The sequence below is a fragment of the Edaphobacter sp. genome (assembly GCF_035532915.1).
GTDB lineage: Bacteria > Acidobacteriota > Terriglobia > Terriglobales > Acidobacteriaceae > Edaphobacter.
Genome location: NZ_DATKQC010000478.1, coordinates 1 through 17,923 on the forward strand (window position 1 = coordinate 1; position 17,923 = coordinate 17,923).

At 59.5% G+C, this 17,923-nt stretch carries 15 protein-coding genes and 1 pseudogene; 10 read left to right on the top strand and 6 right to left on the bottom strand.

Annotated features, from left to right (window positions below; genetic code table 11):
* Positions 1–269: pseudogene (locus VMU57_RS22205) on the top strand (peptidase dimerization protein); the annotation flags it as partial.
* 6 nt (positions 270–275) lie between these two features.
* Here VMU57_RS22205 and VMU57_RS22210 read toward each other — a convergent pair.
* Positions 276–650, bottom strand: coding sequence for a DUF3592 domain-containing protein (locus VMU57_RS22210; protein WP_325387431.1), 375 nt, complete (start codon positions 648–650; stop codon positions 276–278).
* 76 nt (positions 651–726) lie between these two features.
* On the opposite strand from VMU57_RS22210, the gene dnaE reads away from it, so the two are divergent.
* The 7 genes from dnaE (at position 727) to VMU57_RS22245 (ending at position 9,472) form a co-directional block, all read left to right on the top strand.
* Entirely contained in the window at positions 727–4,251 is a 3,525-nt protein-coding gene (dnaE, locus tag VMU57_RS22215; RefSeq protein ID WP_325387433.1) for a DNA polymerase III subunit alpha, read from the top strand.
* A gap of 50 nt (positions 4,252–4,301) precedes the next feature.
* Positions 4,302–5,159 carry an acetyl-CoA carboxylase carboxyltransferase subunit alpha gene (locus VMU57_RS22220; protein ID WP_325387436.1) on the top strand — a complete coding sequence of 286 codons (858 nt, stop codon included), beginning with the start codon at positions 4,302–4,304 and terminating at the stop codon, positions 5,157–5,159.
* Between the two features lie 29 nt (positions 5,160–5,188).
* Positions 5,189–6,223 carry a CPBP family intramembrane glutamic endopeptidase gene (locus VMU57_RS22225; RefSeq protein WP_325387438.1) on the top strand — a complete coding sequence of 345 codons (1,035 nt, stop codon included), beginning with the start codon at positions 5,189–5,191 and terminating at the stop codon, positions 6,221–6,223.
* A gap of 152 nt (positions 6,224–6,375) precedes the next feature.
* The gene (locus VMU57_RS22230; RefSeq protein ID WP_325387440.1) at positions 6,376–6,732 is read left to right on the top strand and encodes a nuclear transport factor 2 family protein; all 357 of its coding nucleotides are present in this window, start codon (positions 6,376–6,378) and stop codon (positions 6,730–6,732) included.
* Between the two features lie 126 nt (positions 6,733–6,858).
* A complete protein-coding gene (locus VMU57_RS22235; RefSeq protein ID WP_325387442.1) occupies positions 6,859–7,959 on the top strand; it encodes a hypothetical protein in 1,101 nt (366 codons plus the stop codon).
* A gap of 189 nt (positions 7,960–8,148) precedes the next feature.
* On the top strand, positions 8,149–8,328 hold the full coding sequence (locus tag VMU57_RS22240) for a hypothetical protein (RefSeq protein ID WP_325387444.1): 180 nt from the start codon (positions 8,149–8,151) through the stop codon (positions 8,326–8,328).
* A 343-nt stretch (positions 8,329–8,671) separates the two neighbouring features.
* The gene (locus tag VMU57_RS22245) at positions 8,672–9,472 is read left to right on the top strand and encodes a dimethylarginine dimethylaminohydrolase family protein (RefSeq protein ID WP_325387446.1); all 801 of its coding nucleotides are present in this window, start codon (positions 8,672–8,674) and stop codon (positions 9,470–9,472) included.
* Positions 9,473–9,536: 64 nt separating this feature from the next.
* Here the strand turns inward: VMU57_RS22245 and pyrF are convergent, their stop codons facing one another.
* Entirely contained in the window at positions 9,537–10,253 is a 717-nt protein-coding gene (gene pyrF, locus VMU57_RS22250; protein WP_325387447.1) for an orotidine-5'-phosphate decarboxylase, read from the bottom strand.
* Positions 10,254–10,334: 81 nt separating this feature from the next.
* On the opposite strand from pyrF, the gene VMU57_RS22255 reads away from it, so the two are divergent.
* Together VMU57_RS22255 and VMU57_RS22260 are read left to right on the top strand one after the other, a co-directional pair.
* Positions 10,335–12,764, top strand: a complete 2,430-nt coding sequence (locus VMU57_RS22255; protein WP_325387449.1) for an Ig-like domain repeat protein — start codon at positions 10,335–10,337, stop codon at positions 12,762–12,764.
* A gap of 63 nt (positions 12,765–12,827) precedes the next feature.
* Positions 12,828–13,685, top strand: coding sequence for an NAD(+)/NADH kinase (locus VMU57_RS22260; RefSeq protein WP_325387457.1), 858 nt, complete (start codon positions 12,828–12,830; stop codon positions 13,683–13,685).
* A gap of 83 nt (positions 13,686–13,768) precedes the next feature.
* Here VMU57_RS22260 and VMU57_RS22265 read toward each other — a convergent pair whose 3' ends face one another.
* From VMU57_RS22265 to VMU57_RS22280, 4 genes are all read right to left on the bottom strand, one after another.
* Positions 13,769–14,509, bottom strand: coding sequence for an ABC transporter ATP-binding protein (locus VMU57_RS22265; protein WP_325387451.1), 741 nt, complete (start codon positions 14,507–14,509; stop codon positions 13,769–13,771).
* A gap of 145 nt (positions 14,510–14,654) precedes the next feature.
* A complete protein-coding gene (locus VMU57_RS22270; protein ID WP_325387453.1) occupies positions 14,655–15,752 on the bottom strand; it encodes an ABC transporter permease in 1,098 nt (365 codons plus the stop codon).
* A gap of 103 nt (positions 15,753–15,855) precedes the next feature.
* Complete coding sequence (locus VMU57_RS22275) at positions 15,856–17,178, bottom strand: ABC transporter permease (RefSeq protein ID WP_325387455.1); 1,323 nt, start codon at positions 17,176–17,178, stop codon at positions 15,856–15,858.
* A 178-nt stretch (positions 17,179–17,356) separates the two neighbouring features.
* Positions 17,357–17,923: DUF2318 domain-containing protein (locus VMU57_RS22280; RefSeq protein ID WP_325387456.1), on the bottom strand; the 567-nt coding region annotated here is incomplete at its 5' end.

Genomic DNA, 17,923 nt, shown 5'->3' on the forward strand with positions numbered 1-17,923 from the left:
TTCTGAAGACGGTGGGAGACCGGGCCAAGGTGACGTTCTCACTCGACCTGAGCTATGTGCGGATGCGCCGGGTGGGAACCCTGCCTACGATGGTGGCCAAGTTCGCGACCGATATTCCCACTCTCACCAACTGGGGCGAGCCGTTTCTGCTGGGGCCGGGCAGCATCCACGTCGCGCACACGCCGGACGAGAAGATCTCGAAGAAAGAACTGCTGGAGTGTGTAGAGCTTTATGCGGAGTTGGCGACGAGCCTTGTCAGTCAGGCCTGATCTGCTCTAATTGGAAAAGATCTGGAATGGGAGATTGTCCTTGTTGTCCTCTGCCAGAACCGCCACAGCGTCCGGGTTGGCACGGTTGTAGCGAACATTCACGGTGGGGGTGCCCTTGGCCAACCGCTCCGCTTCGCCTCCTGCCAGCGCCACGCTGCGGAAGTAGCCGCCGTAGTATTCGCCGTTGAGCATGAAGTGGAAGCCTGCCTCGATCTGGAAGGGAACCCCAAAGGCGTTCGCTTCATCATCAGCCTGAACGACTGCCCAGTGATTGACCTCGGCGGCCGTGATGGGCCAATTGGCGGCCTGCAGCAGCTTCTTCTGGCGGCTTCGGCGGTGCAGCCACAGGCGGATTGAATCGACAAGAAAGATTCCGGCCATTTGCCCAAGATTCTAATACGAAAGCTGCTAATTAAGCTGCGTTTTCCTCTGCACGCCGCGGCTCTAAACTAAAGGTATGGCCGCAGAGTTTACCCACCTCCATCTTCACTCCGATTATTCGCTCCTCGATGGAGCCTGCGACGTTGATAAGCTGGCCGCGCATGTCAGCAAGATCGGGCAGACCGCTGCCGCGATCACCGACCACGGCAACATCTATGGGGCGGTGCATTTTTTCGATGCCATGCAGAAGAAGGGCGTAAAGCCGATTCTTGGGTGTGAGCTGTATCTGTCGAAGACGGCTGACCATCGCGAGAGGGCCGATGGATATAACCACTTTCTGGTATTGGCGGAGAATGAAGCCGGTTATCGCAATCTTGTTCGATTGACCAGCGAAGCCGCTTTGCATGGATTTTATCGCAAGCCGCGCGTGTCGAAGGAGTTTTTGTCGAAGCATACCGAGGGCCTGATTGGATTTTCCGGCTGCCTGGCTGGCGAGATCAATCAGCACCTGATGGCAGGAAAGTACGAAGAGGCGAAGCAGAGCGCGGGTTACTTTCAGGACATCTTCGGTAAAAATAATTTCTTTCTCGAGATTCAGGACCATGGTCTGGAGCCGGATAAAGGCGTCTGCGATGCGCTGTTCAAGATGGAGCGGGAACTGGGGATTCCGCTGATCGCGACCAACGACAGCCACTATGTCGCCAGCGACGACAGCCGGGCCCACGAGATTCTGCTGTGCGTGCAGACGGCTGGCAGCATGAACGACCCGAACCGCTTCAAGTTCGACACGCAGGAGTTCTACATCAAGACTGCGGAGGAGATGCACCGGACCTTCGCGCAGAACCCCGAGGTCTGCAACCGCACGATGCAGTTTGTGGATCGCTGCAATCTGAAGATGTCGAAGGTGAAAGATCCGTTTCCGAAGTTCGATGTTCCTGAAGGCCATACGCTGGACAGCTACTTTGAGAGCGTGTGCCGCGAGGGCTTGAAGAAGCGGCTGGAGACTTCGGTGGCCCATCTCCGCGAGCGTGGGTTGCTGCGCAAGTCGATTGCGGACTATGAGGCCAGACTGAACCGCGAGCTCGACTGCATTAAGCAGATGCAGTTTCCCGGCTACTTCATGATCGTGTGGGACTTCATTCGTTATGCGAAGGAGCAGAACATTCCCGTAGGGCCGGGGCGTGGTTCGGCGGCGGGATCGCTGGTGGCTTACGTGATGGAGATTACCGACGTCGATCCGCTACAGAACGAGTTGCTGTTCGAGCGATTCCTGAACCCCGAACGTATCTCCATGCCTGATATCGATATCGACTTCTGCATGAACCGGCGTGGCGAGGTCATCGAGTACGTCAAACGCAAGTATGGCAACGATCAGGTGGCGCAGATCATCACCTTCAACACCATGGCCGCGAAGGCCGCCATCAAGGACGTCGGACGCGCGCTCGATATGCCCTATGGCGAGGTAGACCGCATTGCGAAGATGATCCCGCCGACGATCGGCATCACCATCGAACAGGCGATGAAGGACTCGCCGACGCTGGCTACGGCGTATGAGAGCGATGCTTGTATCAAGGAAGTCATCGACGCCGCGATTCGCCTGGAAGGGTTGATTCGCGGGGCTGGCGTTCATGCGGCGGGCGTTGTGATTGCTCCACAACCGCTGACGGAACTGGTGCCAGTAACGCTGACCAAGGACGAGTCGCTGGTGACGGCCTATGACATGAAGGCAGTCGAGAAGATGGGGCTGCTCAAGATGGACTTTCTTGGGCTGACCACGCTTACCGTGATCGACGACTGCCTGAAGCTGATCAAGCTGAATCGCGGCGATACCGTTGAAATGGCCACGGTCCCGCTCGATGACGAGAAGACGTATGAGCAGGTCTTTCACCGGGCACTGACCTCGGGTGTGTTTCAGTTTGAATCGGGTGGAATGCGCGACGTGCTGCGCCGCTATAAACCGGCGACGGTCGAAGACCTTACCGCTTTGAATGCGCTCTATCGTCCGGGTCCGATTCAGGGCGGCATGATCGACGACTTCATCGAGCGCAAGTGGGGACGCCGTCCGGTCGAGTATCTGCTGCCGGATCTGGAGAACCTTTTGCGCGAGACGCTCGGCGTCATCGTGTATCAGGAACAGGTCATGCAGATCTCGAACGTTGTTGCCGGGTACTCGCTGGGCGATGCCGACCTGCTGCGCCGCGCCATGGGTAAGAAAGATGCCGCGGAGATGGACAAGCAGCGCGAGCGGTTTATGGCCGGAGCGGCTGCGAATAAACATCCGAAAGATACTGCGGGCAAGCTTTTCGACCTGATGGCCCAGTTTGCCGGATACGGTTTCAACAAGTCGCACTCGGCTGCCTACGCGCTGCTCGCCTACCATACGGCGTGGCTGAAGACCCACTATCCGGTGGAGTTCATGGCCGCGCTGCTGACCAGTGAAACGTCGAAGCCTGAGAATGTAGTCAAGTACATTGGCGAGTGTCGCGAGATCAATATCTCGGTCGTGCCGCCGAATGTACAGAGCGCCTACGCGAACTTCACACCCGTCGGAGATGCGATCGGCTTTGGCCTGGCGGCGATCAAAAACGTAGGGCACAATGCGATTGAGTCCATCATCAAGGCGCGTGAAGAGTTGAAGGCGGCAGGGAAGACGGGCTTCAGCAGTATTTGGGAGTTCTGCGAAAAGGTCGATCTTCGACTGTTGAATAAACGGGTGCTCGAGTCGCTGATTAAAGCTGGTGCAATGGATGCATTCGGCGGCCGTGCTCAGGTGATGGCCGCGCTGGACAAGGCGATGGAGCAGGCACAGAAGGCGCAGCGCGACGAGGCTGCGGGCCAGCATGGGCTGTTCGGGATATTCGATTCGGATGTACCAGCCGACGGCGGTCATGAGGAAGCTTTACCTAGTGTCGGGGAATGGGATGAGCATACGCGGTTGCAGTATGAAAAAGAGGTGCTGGGATTTTTCGTCTCCGGGCATCCGATGGACAAGTATCGCGAGAAGTTGCGCAACATGAAGGTGGTGGACACGGCGACTGCTATTGAAATGAAGCCGGAGCCGCAGACCTTCCGCCGCGGTCGCAGCGAAGAGCCGCAGAACGAGATTGCGATTGCCGGAGTCATCACCGGGCTGAAGGTGGCGAAGTCGAAACGCTCGGGCGAGATGTACGCGCAGGCTTCGCTCGAAGATACGGTCGGCAAGATCGAGCTGATCGCGTTTCCGCAGTCGTATGAGAAGCTGGCGGAGAAGCTGAAGATCGATGTCCCGGTGCTCGTCCGAGGAGTTCTGCGAGGCGAGGAAGACTCCGCACCCAAGCTTGCGATCTCGAGCATTCAGGCTTTGGAAGACGTGAAGCTGAAGCTGCCGGAGTCGCTGCGGATCAGGGTTCCTCTGCACAATCCAGATACAGCGCTGCTCGAAAAACTTCATGCTCTGTTTCTTGGCGCACCGGGTAAAGGCAAGCTGTTGCTGGACCTCGAAGAGCCGGGAGAGTTCTGCGCTGTGCTCGAACCGCATAACGTCATGGTGGCGGCAGATCGCCTGTTTATCGATCAGGTGGAAGAGCTGGTGGGACGGGGGGCAGTCCGAGTTATTGATTAAGCGGGAGATGCCATACAATCAAAGGGCAGCATCGAAGCATCAAGATACCTATGGCTGAACACGAAGCAAGCAGAGCAACGCACGCTCATCCTGTAGCCGCACCGGTTCCGGAAGCGTGGATTAAGACGGAGCTGGCCCGGCACGCCCAGCGTCCCTATCCGATGGACTTCATCGAAGCACTCTTTACCGACTTCAACGAGATCCACGGCGACCGCGCCTTCGGCGATGATGCGGCGATGAGCTGTGGCATGGCGTACTTTCATGGCGAGCCCGTTCTGGTGGTCGGCAACCTGAAGGGGCGAACGCTCAAAGAGCGCGTCGCACGGAAGTTCGGCAGCCCTGATCCTGAGGGCTATCGCAAGGCATTGCGTGCGATGAAGATCGCCGAGAAGTTTGGCCGGCCCATCTTCACTTTCATTGATCTTGCCGGGGCAAATCCCGGTATCGGAGCCGAAGAGCGAGGACAGGGTGAGGCGATTGCCCGCAATCTGCTTGAGATGTCTCGGCTGCAGGTGCCGACCATTGCCACCATCACCGGCGAGGGCGGTTCGGGCGGAGCGCTGGCGCTGGCTGTGGCTGACCGCGTCCTGATGCTCGAGAACGCTATCTACTCTGTAATATCGCCCGAAGGCTGCGCGTCGATCATGTGGAAGGACGCCAGCAAGAAACAGCAGGCTGCCGATGCTCTCAAATACACGGCGACCGACGTCCAACGCTTAGGCTGTGTCGATGACGTGCTGCCGGAACCAAAGGGCGGCACGCAAAACGATCCAGCCGCAGCTATGGCTCTGGTTGACGAACGGCTTCAATACCATCTCGCGAACCTTCGTGGCATGTCGATCGAAGATCTGCTGGAGCAGCGCTATCAGAAGTTTCGCAATATCGCGCAGTTTTACACCACCGCTTAGCGGTCGATGCACTTATGGAGTAGCTATCGTTGAAGGCGTTTGATTCGACACCGTCAACCCGCTCGGACCGCCCGCTGCAAATTGCGCTCTTTGTTACTTCTGCGGCGTGGTTTTTTGCTTCGCAGACGCTGGCCGGACGTGCAGCGATGGGATTGTCCATCCGCTTCAACCTCAGCGATGAACGTCCCTTGCTTGGCGTACTTTTCCTGCTCTTTTTGCTTTCCATCGGCTTCGTCTTTTTGCAGATGATCGCCCATCAGAGTTCCTCCATGCGAGAGGCGCTTGGCCTGCCCCAGCGGGCAACTGCAGGGCAGGAGTGGGGAATCGGCGCGGCGATTGGGTGGGGGCTGGTGGTGCTTGCCGTGATCCCCATGGTGTTGGGGGGCACCCTGCACCCCATCTTCTGGGCAGCGCCCCGGGCCTTCTGGCTGGCGTTTCTCAGCCTGGCGATGCTTGCCGTCAGCGCCCTGGTCGAGGAAGTTGCCTTCCGAGGCTATCCCTTTCGGCGCTTGATCGAAGTGGTTGGCCCAACATGGGCGACGATCCTGATGTCATTGTTCTTCGGATTGCTTCACGCTTTCAATCCCGACGCTACCTGGATCAGTGTTCTGATCACCATCCTCGCCGGAGTTTTGCTATCGATCGCGTGGCTGCGCACTCACGGCCTATGGCTGGGCTGGGGGCTGCATTTTGCGTGGAATGCAAGCATGGGAGTGCTGTTCGGCCTGCCGGTAAGCGGAATCGTGGATTTTTCGAGCGTCGTGCAGACCCGCGCCATCGGTCGCACCTGGCTTACGGGCGGCGACTACGGCCCCGAAGCGGCGTTTTTTACACTGCTGGTGCTTGTGGTTGGCATTATCGTGGTCGTCATCGTCACACGGGATTATTCGTGGAATTACACGCGCAAGCCCATTATCGCGGCCGGATATCCGATGGATGTGCCGCCACCGGAGGCGCATACGGCCATGGAGCAGCAAGCGAAGCCCGCATCCTTGGTGCAGATTCTGCCCACCACGCCTCAGGAACGTTCAGTGATCGATCCTCCCAATAGGATCGGTTCATAAGAAGAGGGTAATGGTCCGATGAGGGCCGGTTTCGCAAACCTTTTGAATTTCCGATCCCTATCAGCAGTCTCGCGCCAGCGCAGGCTATTCTCCCGACATGGCATCGTATAATTCGGCGCATATCTATATAGAAGCTTCAAGGGGAGAAAGCAGTGACGAAAGACGAGGCACGGAGTCTGGCAAATCATTGGATTGCTGCATGGAACGCTCATGATCTGGACTTGATTCTGTCGCACTATGAGGATGCAATTGAGTTGACTTCGCCAGCCGCCGCCCAGCTATTGGGTGTGCCCGATGGCAAGGTGGTGGGAAAGGAAAATCTGAGAACATACTTCCAGCGAGGGCTCGAAGCCTACCCGGAACTCCGCTTCAACCTTGAAGATGTGCTCGCTGGGCTAAATAGTATTGTGCTCTACTACACCAACCAAAAGGGAACCCATACGGGCGAGTTTATGGAGTTGTCGGCGGTTGGTAAAGTGACACGAGTCATAGCCCATTACAGCGCCTGACAAGAAGACGGCACACGGGTACCGGCGAGTCTGTCGAAGCTTTTTCGACGGGATGCAAAAATGTGCCCAATCCCCTTGCAAATGGTGAAAAGAAGGCGCAAACTGCTAGGCATCTGAGGTGCTGCCATGGCACTGCGCAAACACAGATGGGCACTCCTTATAGGTTGTCTGCTTTTGTTGGCCGCCACCGTGCGAAGCCAGGTCTTCGTGGTTGGCGAGACGACTGCCACAGACGAAATCTCGACTCACTTTACCCCGACGAATCTTCCTCTTCCTGACGCCCCGATGAAAGAACGGGGCCGCCGCGAACTGGTGCGAATGCTGGTCGCCGAGCAGGGCTTTGCTCACTGTGCGCTTCCGATGGGGGCCGGTCTTACGCTTCGCGCCAATGGGCCGCTCGAAACCAGCGCCGCAGCCTATAAGGAGATGGTCTACAAGAAGGGCGAATCTGCCGCCCCGGGCGACCGCGTCGTGGTGACTGCGCTGACCGTCAAGGGAAACCGTATCATTCTGGATCTCAATGGTGGCCCCTACGAGAAGCACCGCTTCCTGCGGCATGTTCAGTTCAACGACAATCCTGTCGTGGCTGACACGGGCGAAGAGGCGACAGGCTCTCGTGTGAGCCTGGTCTTTGAGGGCTTCGTGCCCGACGTATCGGCGCCTGAGGTGAAGTCACTGCTGGCACCGGTCATCGACTTCGGGGTCAAGACCACAGAGCAGGCCTACGCGAACACACTTCCGCCATTGGTGAAGCAGGCAGTCGATGTGCACGAAGTTCTGGTGGGGATGAACCACCGCATGGTACTCGCCGCGATGGGAGAGCCGGAGAGCAAGATTCGCGAGAAGCACAGCGAGGACCCCAGCGGCGCGGTATACGAAGAGTGGATCTACGGCCATGAACCGCAGACGATCCATTTTGTAAAATTTATCGGGGATCGGGTGGCCACCGTTGAGATCGCCGCGCTGGGCAAGCCGCTTGAGATCCACAATAAAGATGAGATGGGCGGCTACAATCCTCCACCGCCCACGCGGGAGGTGGCAATGGGCGATCAGGAGCCCGGCAACTCTCCCAATGGGCAGTCAGCGCCACCAACCTTGCGCAAGCCGGGAGAGCCAATCCCGTCGGGAGGTTCCGGTAAAGTCCAGTTCCCGACTGCCAGTCAGCCGACTATACCCTCGGTCGGGGTTCCCACAGCGGGTTCTCCCCAGGACCCCCATCTCCTTTAATGCTTCAGTCGTGTAAACTCTTGGGAGAGCCTCAATCGCAGTTCTTCTCCTCCGATTCCCGCCGCGGCCAGTCCCGGACAATCTTTACGAGAAGTTCCGGATGGTCTCGGTGCAGCCTGCCACCAGAATGGCGGAACATCGGTCCTCCAGCGCGCGAGCCGAAACATTCGCACCAGGGAGAGCAGAATTATGGCGAAGATTGCCAAGACCGGCGACCGTAAAAAGGTCATGGATACGAACAAGAGCACGGACTGTCCGAAGTGCTCCAAACCGACCCGCATCGTAAAGCGCATGAAAGATCGTGAGCGCGGAACCCCGGGCGGAGTCTACATCTCCTGCTCAGCGTGCGATTTCTTCGAAAAGTTGTAAAAAAAAACGAGACAAATTTGAATCTGATTGTAAACAAAGGGCCCAATTCGGGCCCTTTGTTGCGTGCGATACGCAACCTTTTTTGTAGCCGATTATTAATCGTTTTGAACCACGATCTATACCTCCTTTCCATGTTGGGCTGCGTCGAACCAAAGTCGTACAACAAATTATCGTTGCAGCTATTGACGACCGTCTGTTCTGAAGGGCAGACTCTACAACTGGAAAGCAGGGTACCAGCGTTATGACGACCTCCTCGGTAGTATCTTCACCGGCCTCGAGTTTTACCTCCTTACCCCATTTTGACCGCCCGACATTTTTGATGTGCGCCCCGGAATGGTATGACGTGAACTACGTCATCAATCCCTGGATGGCCGGGAATCTCCATCAATCTTCAAGAGATACGTCGTTTGCCCAGTGGAAGACGCTGCACCAGCATCTTCAGCAGATTGCTGATGTGCGTCTGCTCCACCCACGGCAGGGCTCGCCGGACATGGTCTTTGTGGGCCACTCTGCCCTGGTGCAGCACGGTGTGGCAGCCATCTCCAGCTTTGCCCATCCCCAGCGCCAGACGGAAGAGACGCATCTCCGGCGGTGGTTTCAGGATGCGGGATTTCTGGTCTGGGAGACCCCTCGCGAGACCGCCTTTGAAGGCGAAGGGGACGTTGTGTTCGATGCTGCAGGAGGACGGCTGTGGGCGGCGCATGGATCGCGGACCTGCAAGCAGAGCCACAAGCATGTTGCCGATGCCTGGCATACTCCGGTGACATCGCTGCATCTTGTCGACCCACGCTTTTATCACCTGGATCTTTGCTTTGCGCCGCTCAGTGGGGGAGAGCTTCTCTATTTCCCCGAAGCGTTCGATGCGGCGTCACTGGCCAGGATCGAAGCGGCATTCACCGCGGACAAGCGCATTGCGGTCAGCGAGATCGAGGCTACTCAGTTCGCCTGCAATGTGATCAACGTAGGTAAGCATATCCTGATGGGCAAAGTTGAAACTGATTTGGCGCAACGCCTTCGGAATCAAGGATATGAAGTGGCAGAGTTAAACCTAAGCGAGTTCATTCGCGGCGGCGGTTCCGCAAAATCAGTAGTTTTGCGGTTAAGCGATATGAATGTTACGCATGTTTCTGCTGTAAAAGTCTGATTCATAAAGACTAAGAGTCTCGACGTTATCGCCAATGACGACAACCTCGAGGCTCTTCTGTGCTTTAAATGGATTTTGTTGAGGCTTCGATCTCTTTGAGAATTGCTTCGGCTGCTTCAGCGGAATTGGCAGCCTGGGTGATGGGGCGGCCAACCACCAGCATCGAGGCTCCGCGCTCGATGGCGGCAGCGGGAGTGGCGATGCGTTTCTGGTCGCCGATATCGCTGCCTGCGGGACGAATTCCAGGGATGACCAGAAGAGCTTCGTCGCCTAGCTCGGCTCGCAGTGCGCCTACCTCTTCGGCGGAGCAGACCATGCCGTTAATTCCGGAGTTCTGGGCGAGCTTCGCCAGCCGCAAAACCTGTTCGGCTGGAGTGGAGCCGACGCCCGTAGCGGTGAGTTGAGCGGCGTCCATGCTCGTCAGGACGGTGACGGCGAGCAACCGAGGAGAGCCGGGGGCTGCCGCGGACTCGGCTGCGGCAGCCATCATGGCTGGACCGCCTGAAGCGTGAAGCGTAAGCAGGGAGGCTCCGGCCTGCGTGGCGGAGCGGACGGCACCGGCGACGGTGTTGGGAATGTCGTGGAGCTTGAGATCGAGGAAGACGTTGAAGCCGCGATTGCGGAGAGTTTCAACCAGGGCGTTGCCCGTTGCGTAGTAAAGCTCCATGCCGACCTTGAACCATTGGCAGGTACCGGAGAGCTGGTCGACGAGGTCGAGAGCTGCTTTGGCGGTGGGGAAGTCGAGGGCTACAACGAGGCGGTCTTTCGGTGAGGGGCGCACGTTAATGAGTCTAGCTGGATTTAAGGAAGGTCTGTAATCTTCCGGGCTCTCCCATCATGTAATCTCGGAATTACACTCCCCATGGGCCAGCAGATCTCGCAGCCATCGCGCAGCCTTCCCGTCTTGTTATGGGCGATGCTGTTCGTTCTCTGCGCCTCATGCGCGGACGCGCAGATCACGGCGACTGCTGCGCCGCTTATCCTGCCTTCTGCCATCGCCTACGATGTCGCGGGCAATCTCTATATCGCTGAGGCTGGCAACCACGTCATTCGCAAGGTGGATACGGCTGGGAAGATCACCACCATTGCTGGAACCGGAACGCAGGGATTCAGCGGCGATAACGGCGCGGCTACGGCGGCACTTCTGGACTCGCCCCAGGGGCTTGCGCTTGGCGGTGGCAATCTCTACATCGCGGACACGCACAACCACCGTATTCGCAAGCTCAACCTGACTACTGGAGATATCTCTACGATTGCAGGCTCGAGCGCAGGCTTCAGCGGCGACAACGGCCCGGCGACCGCCGCACAACTGAACCTTCCTACGGCGTTGGCACTCGACGGCAGCGATGACCTTTACGTCGCCGATACGCAGAACCACCGTATTCGCGAGGTCAATCTGGGCAGCGGCATCATCACCACGGTTGCAGGCAACGGCACGCAGGACTTCAGCGGCGATGGTGGCCCGGCGACCGCCGCTGCGATCGATTCTCCGAGCGGGCTGGTCGTAGATGCAGATCAAAATCTATATCTGGCGGACACGCACAACCACCGCGTGCGAAAGATCACGGCTGCAACCGGAACGATCACCACGGTTGCAGGCGCTACCGCTGGCTTCAGCGGTGACAACGGCGCTGCATCTGCTGCGAGGCTGGCGCTGCCGCACGGTCTCAGCATCGATGGCGCAGGCGATCTCTACATTGCCGACACCGCCAACCATCGCATCCGCCGCATCGACGCAGTCACCGGGAAGATAACCACCGTCGCGGGCGATGGCACGCAAAACTTCAGCGGCGATGGCAATACAGCCACCGCCGCCAGCCTCGACTCGCCGCGAGCGACGACCATCACCGCCGCTGGTCTGGTTACGCTTGCCGACACAGCTAACCAGCGCGTCCGGCAGCTCGACACGCAGGCCACGCCCGACATCCACACCGTCGCCGGGCTCTCCTCGATCCCATCGACCAACCTCAGCCTCACGGCTCCGTCGACCATGCTCTACGGCACGGGAGAACTCACCGCCACGCTTGCCTCAGGCAATGCGAGTGGAACCATTACCTTCACACTGCTCGATCCCACCACGGCCACGGGCACCACACTCGAAACCGCGCCGCTGATGGCCAGCGCGGCCAACTTCGACACCAGCGCACTCTCCGTCGGAACTTATAGCGTGCTTGCGTCTTATAGCGGCGACCAGACTTCATCGCAAAGCCAGCCGATCAGCTTCAGCATTACGCCGCGCCCGCTGACGGCTACGCCCGACCCCATCACGCTGCTCTACGGCCAGCCGATCCCCACGCTGACGGGAACGCTCAACGGCGATCTGCCCCAGGACGACGCCAACCTTACCGCAACCTTCGCCGCGCCCATCGCAGCCTTCGCGCCAGCCGCTGTCTACCCCATCACGGCTGCGCTCAGTGGAGCGGCTGCAAAGAACTACAGCTTCACGGCCGCGCCCGCCAGCGTAACCATTGCTCCCGCACCCACGGTTGCGACGCTTACGCCGTCGGCCACGTCGATCGGCGCTGGTGCGCCGCTCACCCTGACTGCGACCGCAACGCCGACCACTGCCGGAACCCCTACCGGCACCCTAACGGTGAAGGATGGAGCGGATACGCTCTTTAGCGCGGCCAATCCCGCGACGTTCACCACCAGTAGCCTTGCTCCCGGCGTGCACACGCTCTCGATGCAGTACGCGGGAGATCGAAACTTTATCGCCAGTGTCTCCAACTCGCTGCTCATCACCGTGATCGCCGCGCCTCCGAACGCTCCCGACTTCACGTTTACCCCCGCCGGAGCCACATCGCAGACCATACCCTCGGGCGGGACGGCGAACTTCAACTTCACGATGCAGATTCAGGGAGCAGCGCTCTCAAGCCCGATTACGCTGGCCGCGACCGGGCTTCCGCCGCTGGCGACGGCCTCGTTCAACCCAGCGTATCTACCTCCGGGCACGACTCCCGACAGCTTTACCTTGACGATTAACATGCCGCAGACTACGGCGCTCGGTAGAAGCCTGGAGACGCCGTTGTTCGGTCTCCTGCTGTTTCCCGTTGTAGGGATTGCTCTCCGCAAGCGGATTCGCGGCAGCTTTGTGAGCATTATCGCCTGCGTTGTTGTGATTGGCTCGCTTGCCTTCTGTTGCGGCTGCGGAAGCCGCGTCAATAGTGGGGGCAGCTCTGCGAACCCGCCCAGCACCTATTCCATCACCGTGACCGGAACCGCGACCACGCCTACCGGTGGCACGCTTCAACGCTCGACCAAGGTTAGCCTGCTCGTAGAGTCCACCGGCTGAGTTGTATCGACCATGGCCAACAGAACCATAGAAGCAGAGACGAAGTGCCGTTACACTAACGACATGCCCCTTGCTGCAATTGTCTCGAAGCCTCAGAAGCCGGAGCTCGCAGGAATTCTGCGCGAGCTTGTAAGCTGGCTCGAAAGCCACGACTACCAATATGTCCTCGATCCGGACAGCGCAGCCTATCTTGTCGGTTCTGTTGGAGTTGAGCGGCCCGACCTGCCGGCGCACAAGCCCGATCTAGTTATCGTGCTCGGTGGAGACGGCACCCTGCTGGCAGCCGCGCGGGCATTTGCCCGAACCGTGACGCCGATCCTCTCGGTAAATCTCGGCTCTCTGGGATTCCTGACCGAGATTCCCCTGGGAGACCTATACCTGACGCTTCAGGACTGGTGCGATCGCCGCGCCGATGTCGAGGTTCGCAGCATGATGCACGCCGAGCTGCGGCGCGAGGGAAAGCTGCTGCATCAGTGGGACGCCTTGAATGATGTCGTCGTCTCCAAAGGAACCATCGCTCGCATGGCCGATTTCATGGTCGAGATCGATCAGCAGCTTGTCGCCAAGTTCCGCGCCGACGGAATAATCGTTGCAACCCCTACGGGATCAACGGCGTACAACCTGGCGGCTAACGGCCCGATTGTCATGCCCAATGTGAATGCCATGCTGGTGACTCCGATCTGTCCGCACCTGCTGACGCTGAGACCTATAGTTGTACCTGGAGATTCTTCTGTAAGTATTCATATCGAAGGGGTTCCTAACCAGACCTATCTGACGGTAGATGGGCAGGAGGCGGTCGAGTTGATGCTCGGAGACAACGTCTACTGTTGCCGCTCAAAGTACAGCGTGCGATTGCTGCGACATACGCCCAACGGCGTCTTCAATGTGCTGCGGTCGAAGTTGAAGTGGGGAGAGCGCTAGTTCGGCACGTAACCTGAGAAACCTGCTTTTACCGGTTACAAAATCTAAGATGTAACCGTTGAAGTCAAGTTTTACTGGTTACATCACCGTTTCAGGGTAACGACCTGCCCGCCAATGGGATGGCAGAAGACCTTACCATGGCTCAACGCAATCTTGCGCTGAGCAAGCGCCGCCATCTCAGGATCGTGCGTCACCATGACGATGGTATGGCCGTTGCGATGCAGGTCCTGCAAAAGTTCGGCAACGATGGTCTGGTTAGCCGCGTCCAGATTTCCTGTAGGCTCATCCGCTAACAAAATAGGCGGATTATTGATAAGCGCCCGCGCAATGCAGACGCGCTGCTGCTCGCCGCCCGATAGCTCGCTGGGAAGGTGCTCGGCGCGTGCGGCAAGGCCCACACGAGCAAGCGCGGCGCGGGCTTCGGTCTCGTCCGTCATGGAGTGGAAGTACTGCGCCAGCATCACATTTTCGAGCGCCGACAGGTAGGGAATCAGGTGGAACTGCTGAAAGATGAAGCCGATCTTGTCGGCGCGAAAGCGGTCCAGCTCGGTGGCGGACATGGTGGCGACATTGACGCCGTCGATGCGCAGCTCGCCCGAGGTGGGGCGGTCGAGGCAGCCAATGAGATTGACAAGCGTCGATTTTCCCGAGCCCGAGGGCCCGGTGATGGCGACCCACTCACCGGCGACGATGCTGAAGGCGGCGTGATCGAGCGCACGCACCGCTCCGGCGCGGCCGGCGTACTCACGGGTGACTCCGTTGAGGGAGATGACGGCGCAGTCGGGGCGGGTTTCGCTTTCGATGGGGCTTAGGCTTTCTGGCATTGGCTCTCTTCTAGTTTAGCCTCGTGTGTGGTTGAGGGAGACAAGAACAGGCAACGGCGATTCTGTGGTTGCCGAACATTCGTGGTCCCACCCTGCGCGGTGAGGCTGAGAAGGATGGGGCGCCCGAGATTTTGTGGCTCATCTGTCATTCGCCCTTTAGCAAGGCCGCGGGTTGGAGGCCGCGCAGGACGCGGACGGGGAAGAGGGCGGCGAAGGCGGCGATGGTGATGTTGAGCAGCAGCACCAGGGGAAGGACGGAGAGGCGGGGCAGCGTGGCGGTGTGGAAGTTGGCCTGGCTGATGGCCCATGCGGCGGCTGAGCCGACGATATAGCCGAGGACAACCCCGGCAAGCGCGAGGACGAGGGCCTCGAGCAGAAACATGCCCATGAGCTGCGTCTGCGATCCGCCGAGGGCCTTCATCAACGCGAAGTCGCGGCGGCGTTCGAGCACAGAGGCTGAGAGCGTGGCCAGCACGCTGACGGCTACTGTAAGCGCGATGAGCAGCACCGAGCCGTACATCAGCGAGTGGGTGCGGTCGACGATGCGCGACTCACCTTCGACGAGCTGGCGTACCGGTTGAATTTGTAAAGTCGGGAACTGGGCGCGGAGGCGGGTGAGCGCGGCCTCGACGGCGGCGGCTCCGCCGGGGACCTGCAGCTCGATGACGGTTGGGCCGATGCCTGTCCATTGGGTGAAGGCGGCAAGGGGAATGTAGATGCGACTGTCTTCGTCGCCCCCGGTCTTGAGGCGGCCTGCTCCGGCGAGGGTGATGGCTTTGCCTGCGTAGGTGAGCTTGACCGCGTGCTCGTCGGCGATGAAGTTGGCGGCGTGGTCGCCCAGCAGCGCCGCATCAGGTGCGGCGGGCCAGTGGGCGAGGTCCCACCAGGCATCCAGACGCTGGACGGCAGGGAAGTCGGTTCCAGCGACGACGACGGAGGTTCCGCGGTCGGTGGTGGCGACGGCGTAGGCGAAGGGAGCGACGAGGGCGTCGGTGCCTGCTGCTTTTTGGATTTGCGCGAGGGCGTTGGGTGGCAGCGGAGAAGATGCCGAGGCGGTGACGACCACGTTGGCTCCGAAGTTGCGAAACTCCTTGTGGAGCTTGGCGTTGAGGTCGGCGTAGAGCGTGAGCAGGGCAGTGGCGACGGCGGCAGAGACGGTGAGGGCGACGAGCGCGGAGAGGCTACGTGCGCGGCGATGAACGAGGGAGCGTCGTAACATGCTGGTGAAGCTGAGTTGCTTCATGCTGTCACCTGCGCGGACTGGTGTGGCGCAAAACCCATGTCCCAGAGTCGGGACATGGGGCACCCATTTCCGTTGCACCCATGTTGGTTGGCTGAAAGATTTGTCATGCGTCCGCCCTCAGGATGGTGGAGGGGTCCATCTCCAGCGAGGTGCGGATGGAGGGCGTGCTTCCAGCGATGGCGACGAGGAAGGCGAGGGCCACGACGATGGGCAGCAGGATGGGGTTGAGGATGGGGCTGCCTGTGGCCGCTCCGTCGCCTGCGAAGATGCGGGCTCCCAGCCATGCGGCGAGGCCCGAGCCGAAGAGGTAGCCGATGGCTCCGGCGAAGATAGCCAGCAGTCCGGTCTCGGAGTAGAAGAGGAAGGCGATGGAGCCCTTGCTGGCTCCGAGGGAGCGCATGAGGCCGATCTCGGCGCGGCGCTCGAGGATGGCGGTGGCCATGGCTGCGCTGACGGCGAATCCGGCGGCGAGCAGGGCGGCGGCGCTGATGAGCCACATGAGTCCGCTGATGCGTTCGAGCACGTTGCCTTCGTTTTGCTCGACGCGGCGGACTTGATCAGCCTGTGCGCCGGGGATGGCTTCACGGATCTGGTAGGCGATGGAGTTGGCGTAGGGACGGCAGTACCAGATCTCGTGCTGCTGCGGCGAGAGCGTGTCGGGATCTTTGCGGGCGAAGGCGTCTTCGGGCTTGGTGCGGGCAGAGACATCTACGCGGGAGACTGCGTCGGGATGGTTAAGAAGACCTTGAGCTTCATCGAGATTCATAAGAATCTCGTTATCTGTTTCATCGCCACTCGATACGATTCCTGTAACTGTAACGACATTATCCAAGTGAGCAGTTTCGAGTTCCGGAGTCATCACCCGGAATGAATCACCCACTTTGATCCCGAGATGATCTGCGAGAGTTTTGCCGACCACGACCGGTAAGTAGTCGGTAAGATTCCGCTCTTGCGGCCAGTTTCCTTGTAATCGCCACCAGGGGTGTAGCTGGGATGCTCCCGTCGTTATGCTTCCGAAATGCTTATTGAACCAGAGACCGACAACCCTAACTTTAAAGCTATTTTTTCCGAGATCAGGCAGTTTTGATGCGTTGCCCTCCCCTGTGAGTTCGGGAGAGACTCCGGTGATATTGTTCGCCCAGAAGATGCCTTGCAGTTTTTTGAGATCGGACTCGTGGAGATAGGCATTGCCGGTGGCTGGCTTGATATCTACCCCGCCGATTTTTACATCGAGATTAGCGGCTTTGGGTGTGACAACGATGTTGGCTCCGTAGACGGCCAGCTCTTTATGGATGCGGTCGCCGATGGTGGTGGCGAGGGCGAGCATCGCGGTGACGGCGGTGGTTCCGAGCAGGATGGCGATTCCGGCGAGGGCCTTGCGGCGACGCTGGCGGCGGAAGCTTTCCCATAGGAGGCGGAAGAACATTAGCGGGCCTCCGACGGGTTGGAGAGTGTCGATCCCACCCTTCGCGATGAAACTGCGAAGGATGGGGCACCCGGGCTTCTGGGGTGGAGAGAGGTCCAAGGCTGAAGCCTTGGAGTACCTAGAAGCAAGTGCAATGGCAACTGCTGTGGGGTACCTGGATGGAGGAGGGTTTGCATGGTTAGCGCTCGAAGACCGGGGCGAGGGCGCGGAGGTCTGCGGCCTGGATGACTACTTCGCCGCCGCCGATGGTGGAGTGCAGCGGGATTGGGTTGCAGCCTCCGGGCTGGCCCATCGATTGCGGCACGAGCGGCGAGGCGCACATCTTGCAGGTGATTCCCTGGCTGCTGATGTAGAAACCCACCGGGCCGCAGATGTGGCAGGCGTCGGCTACGGAGACGATGTTGCCGTCGGGCTTCTTGTAGAGGAGGAAGCGGACTTCGACGCTGCCGCCCTTGGCGTCCTGCACATGGACGCCGTAGCGGTGGAGCTGGTCGTCGGTGATCTGCGAGGTGGGGACGATGGCCTGGCTGCCGACGAGAGTGACCGCCGTTGTCGGTGAAAGGGCGGTGGTGCTCTTGGCGTAGATGAACTCGGCGGTAGAGAGGAAGATGAAGACGAAGCTGGTGACGACGACGGCGGTCATCCACATCTTTTCGCGGCGCTGGGTCCACTCGGCGCGGCGCTTGTCGGCGGGGGTCGCGGTGGAGGGAAGCTCGATGGGGGAGCGGCGTTTGTATTCGAGCAG

Coding starts and splice junctions, on each gene's coding strand:
- VMU57_RS22210 (WP_325387431.1), bottom strand. CDS start 650: ATGGCCGGAATCTTTCTTGTCGATTCAATCCGCCTGTGGCTGCACCGC.
- dnaE (WP_325387433.1), top strand. CDS start 727: ATGGCCGCAGAGTTTACCCACCTCCATCTTCACTCCGATTATTCGCTC.
- VMU57_RS22220 (WP_325387436.1), top strand. CDS start 4,302: ATGGCTGAACACGAAGCAAGCAGAGCAACGCACGCTCATCCTGTAGCC.
- VMU57_RS22235 (WP_325387442.1), top strand. CDS start 6,859: ATGGCACTGCGCAAACACAGATGGGCACTCCTTATAGGTTGTCTGCTT.
- VMU57_RS22240 (WP_325387444.1), top strand. CDS start 8,149: ATGGCGAAGATTGCCAAGACCGGCGACCGTAAAAAGGTCATGGATACG.
- VMU57_RS22255 (WP_325387449.1), top strand. CDS start 10,335: ATGGGCCAGCAGATCTCGCAGCCATCGCGCAGCCTTCCCGTCTTGTTA.
- VMU57_RS22260 (WP_325387457.1), top strand. CDS start 12,828: ATGCCCCTTGCTGCAATTGTCTCGAAGCCTCAGAAGCCGGAGCTCGCA.
- VMU57_RS22265 (WP_325387451.1), bottom strand. CDS start 14,509: ATGCCAGAAAGCCTAAGCCCCATCGAAAGCGAAACCCGCCCCGACTGC.
- VMU57_RS22270 (WP_325387453.1), bottom strand. CDS start 15,752: ATGAAGCAACTCAGCTTCACCAGCATGTTACGACGCTCCCTCGTTCAT.
- VMU57_RS22275 (WP_325387455.1), bottom strand. CDS start 17,178: ATGTTCTTCCGCCTCCTATGGGAAAGCTTCCGCCGCCAGCGTCGCCGC.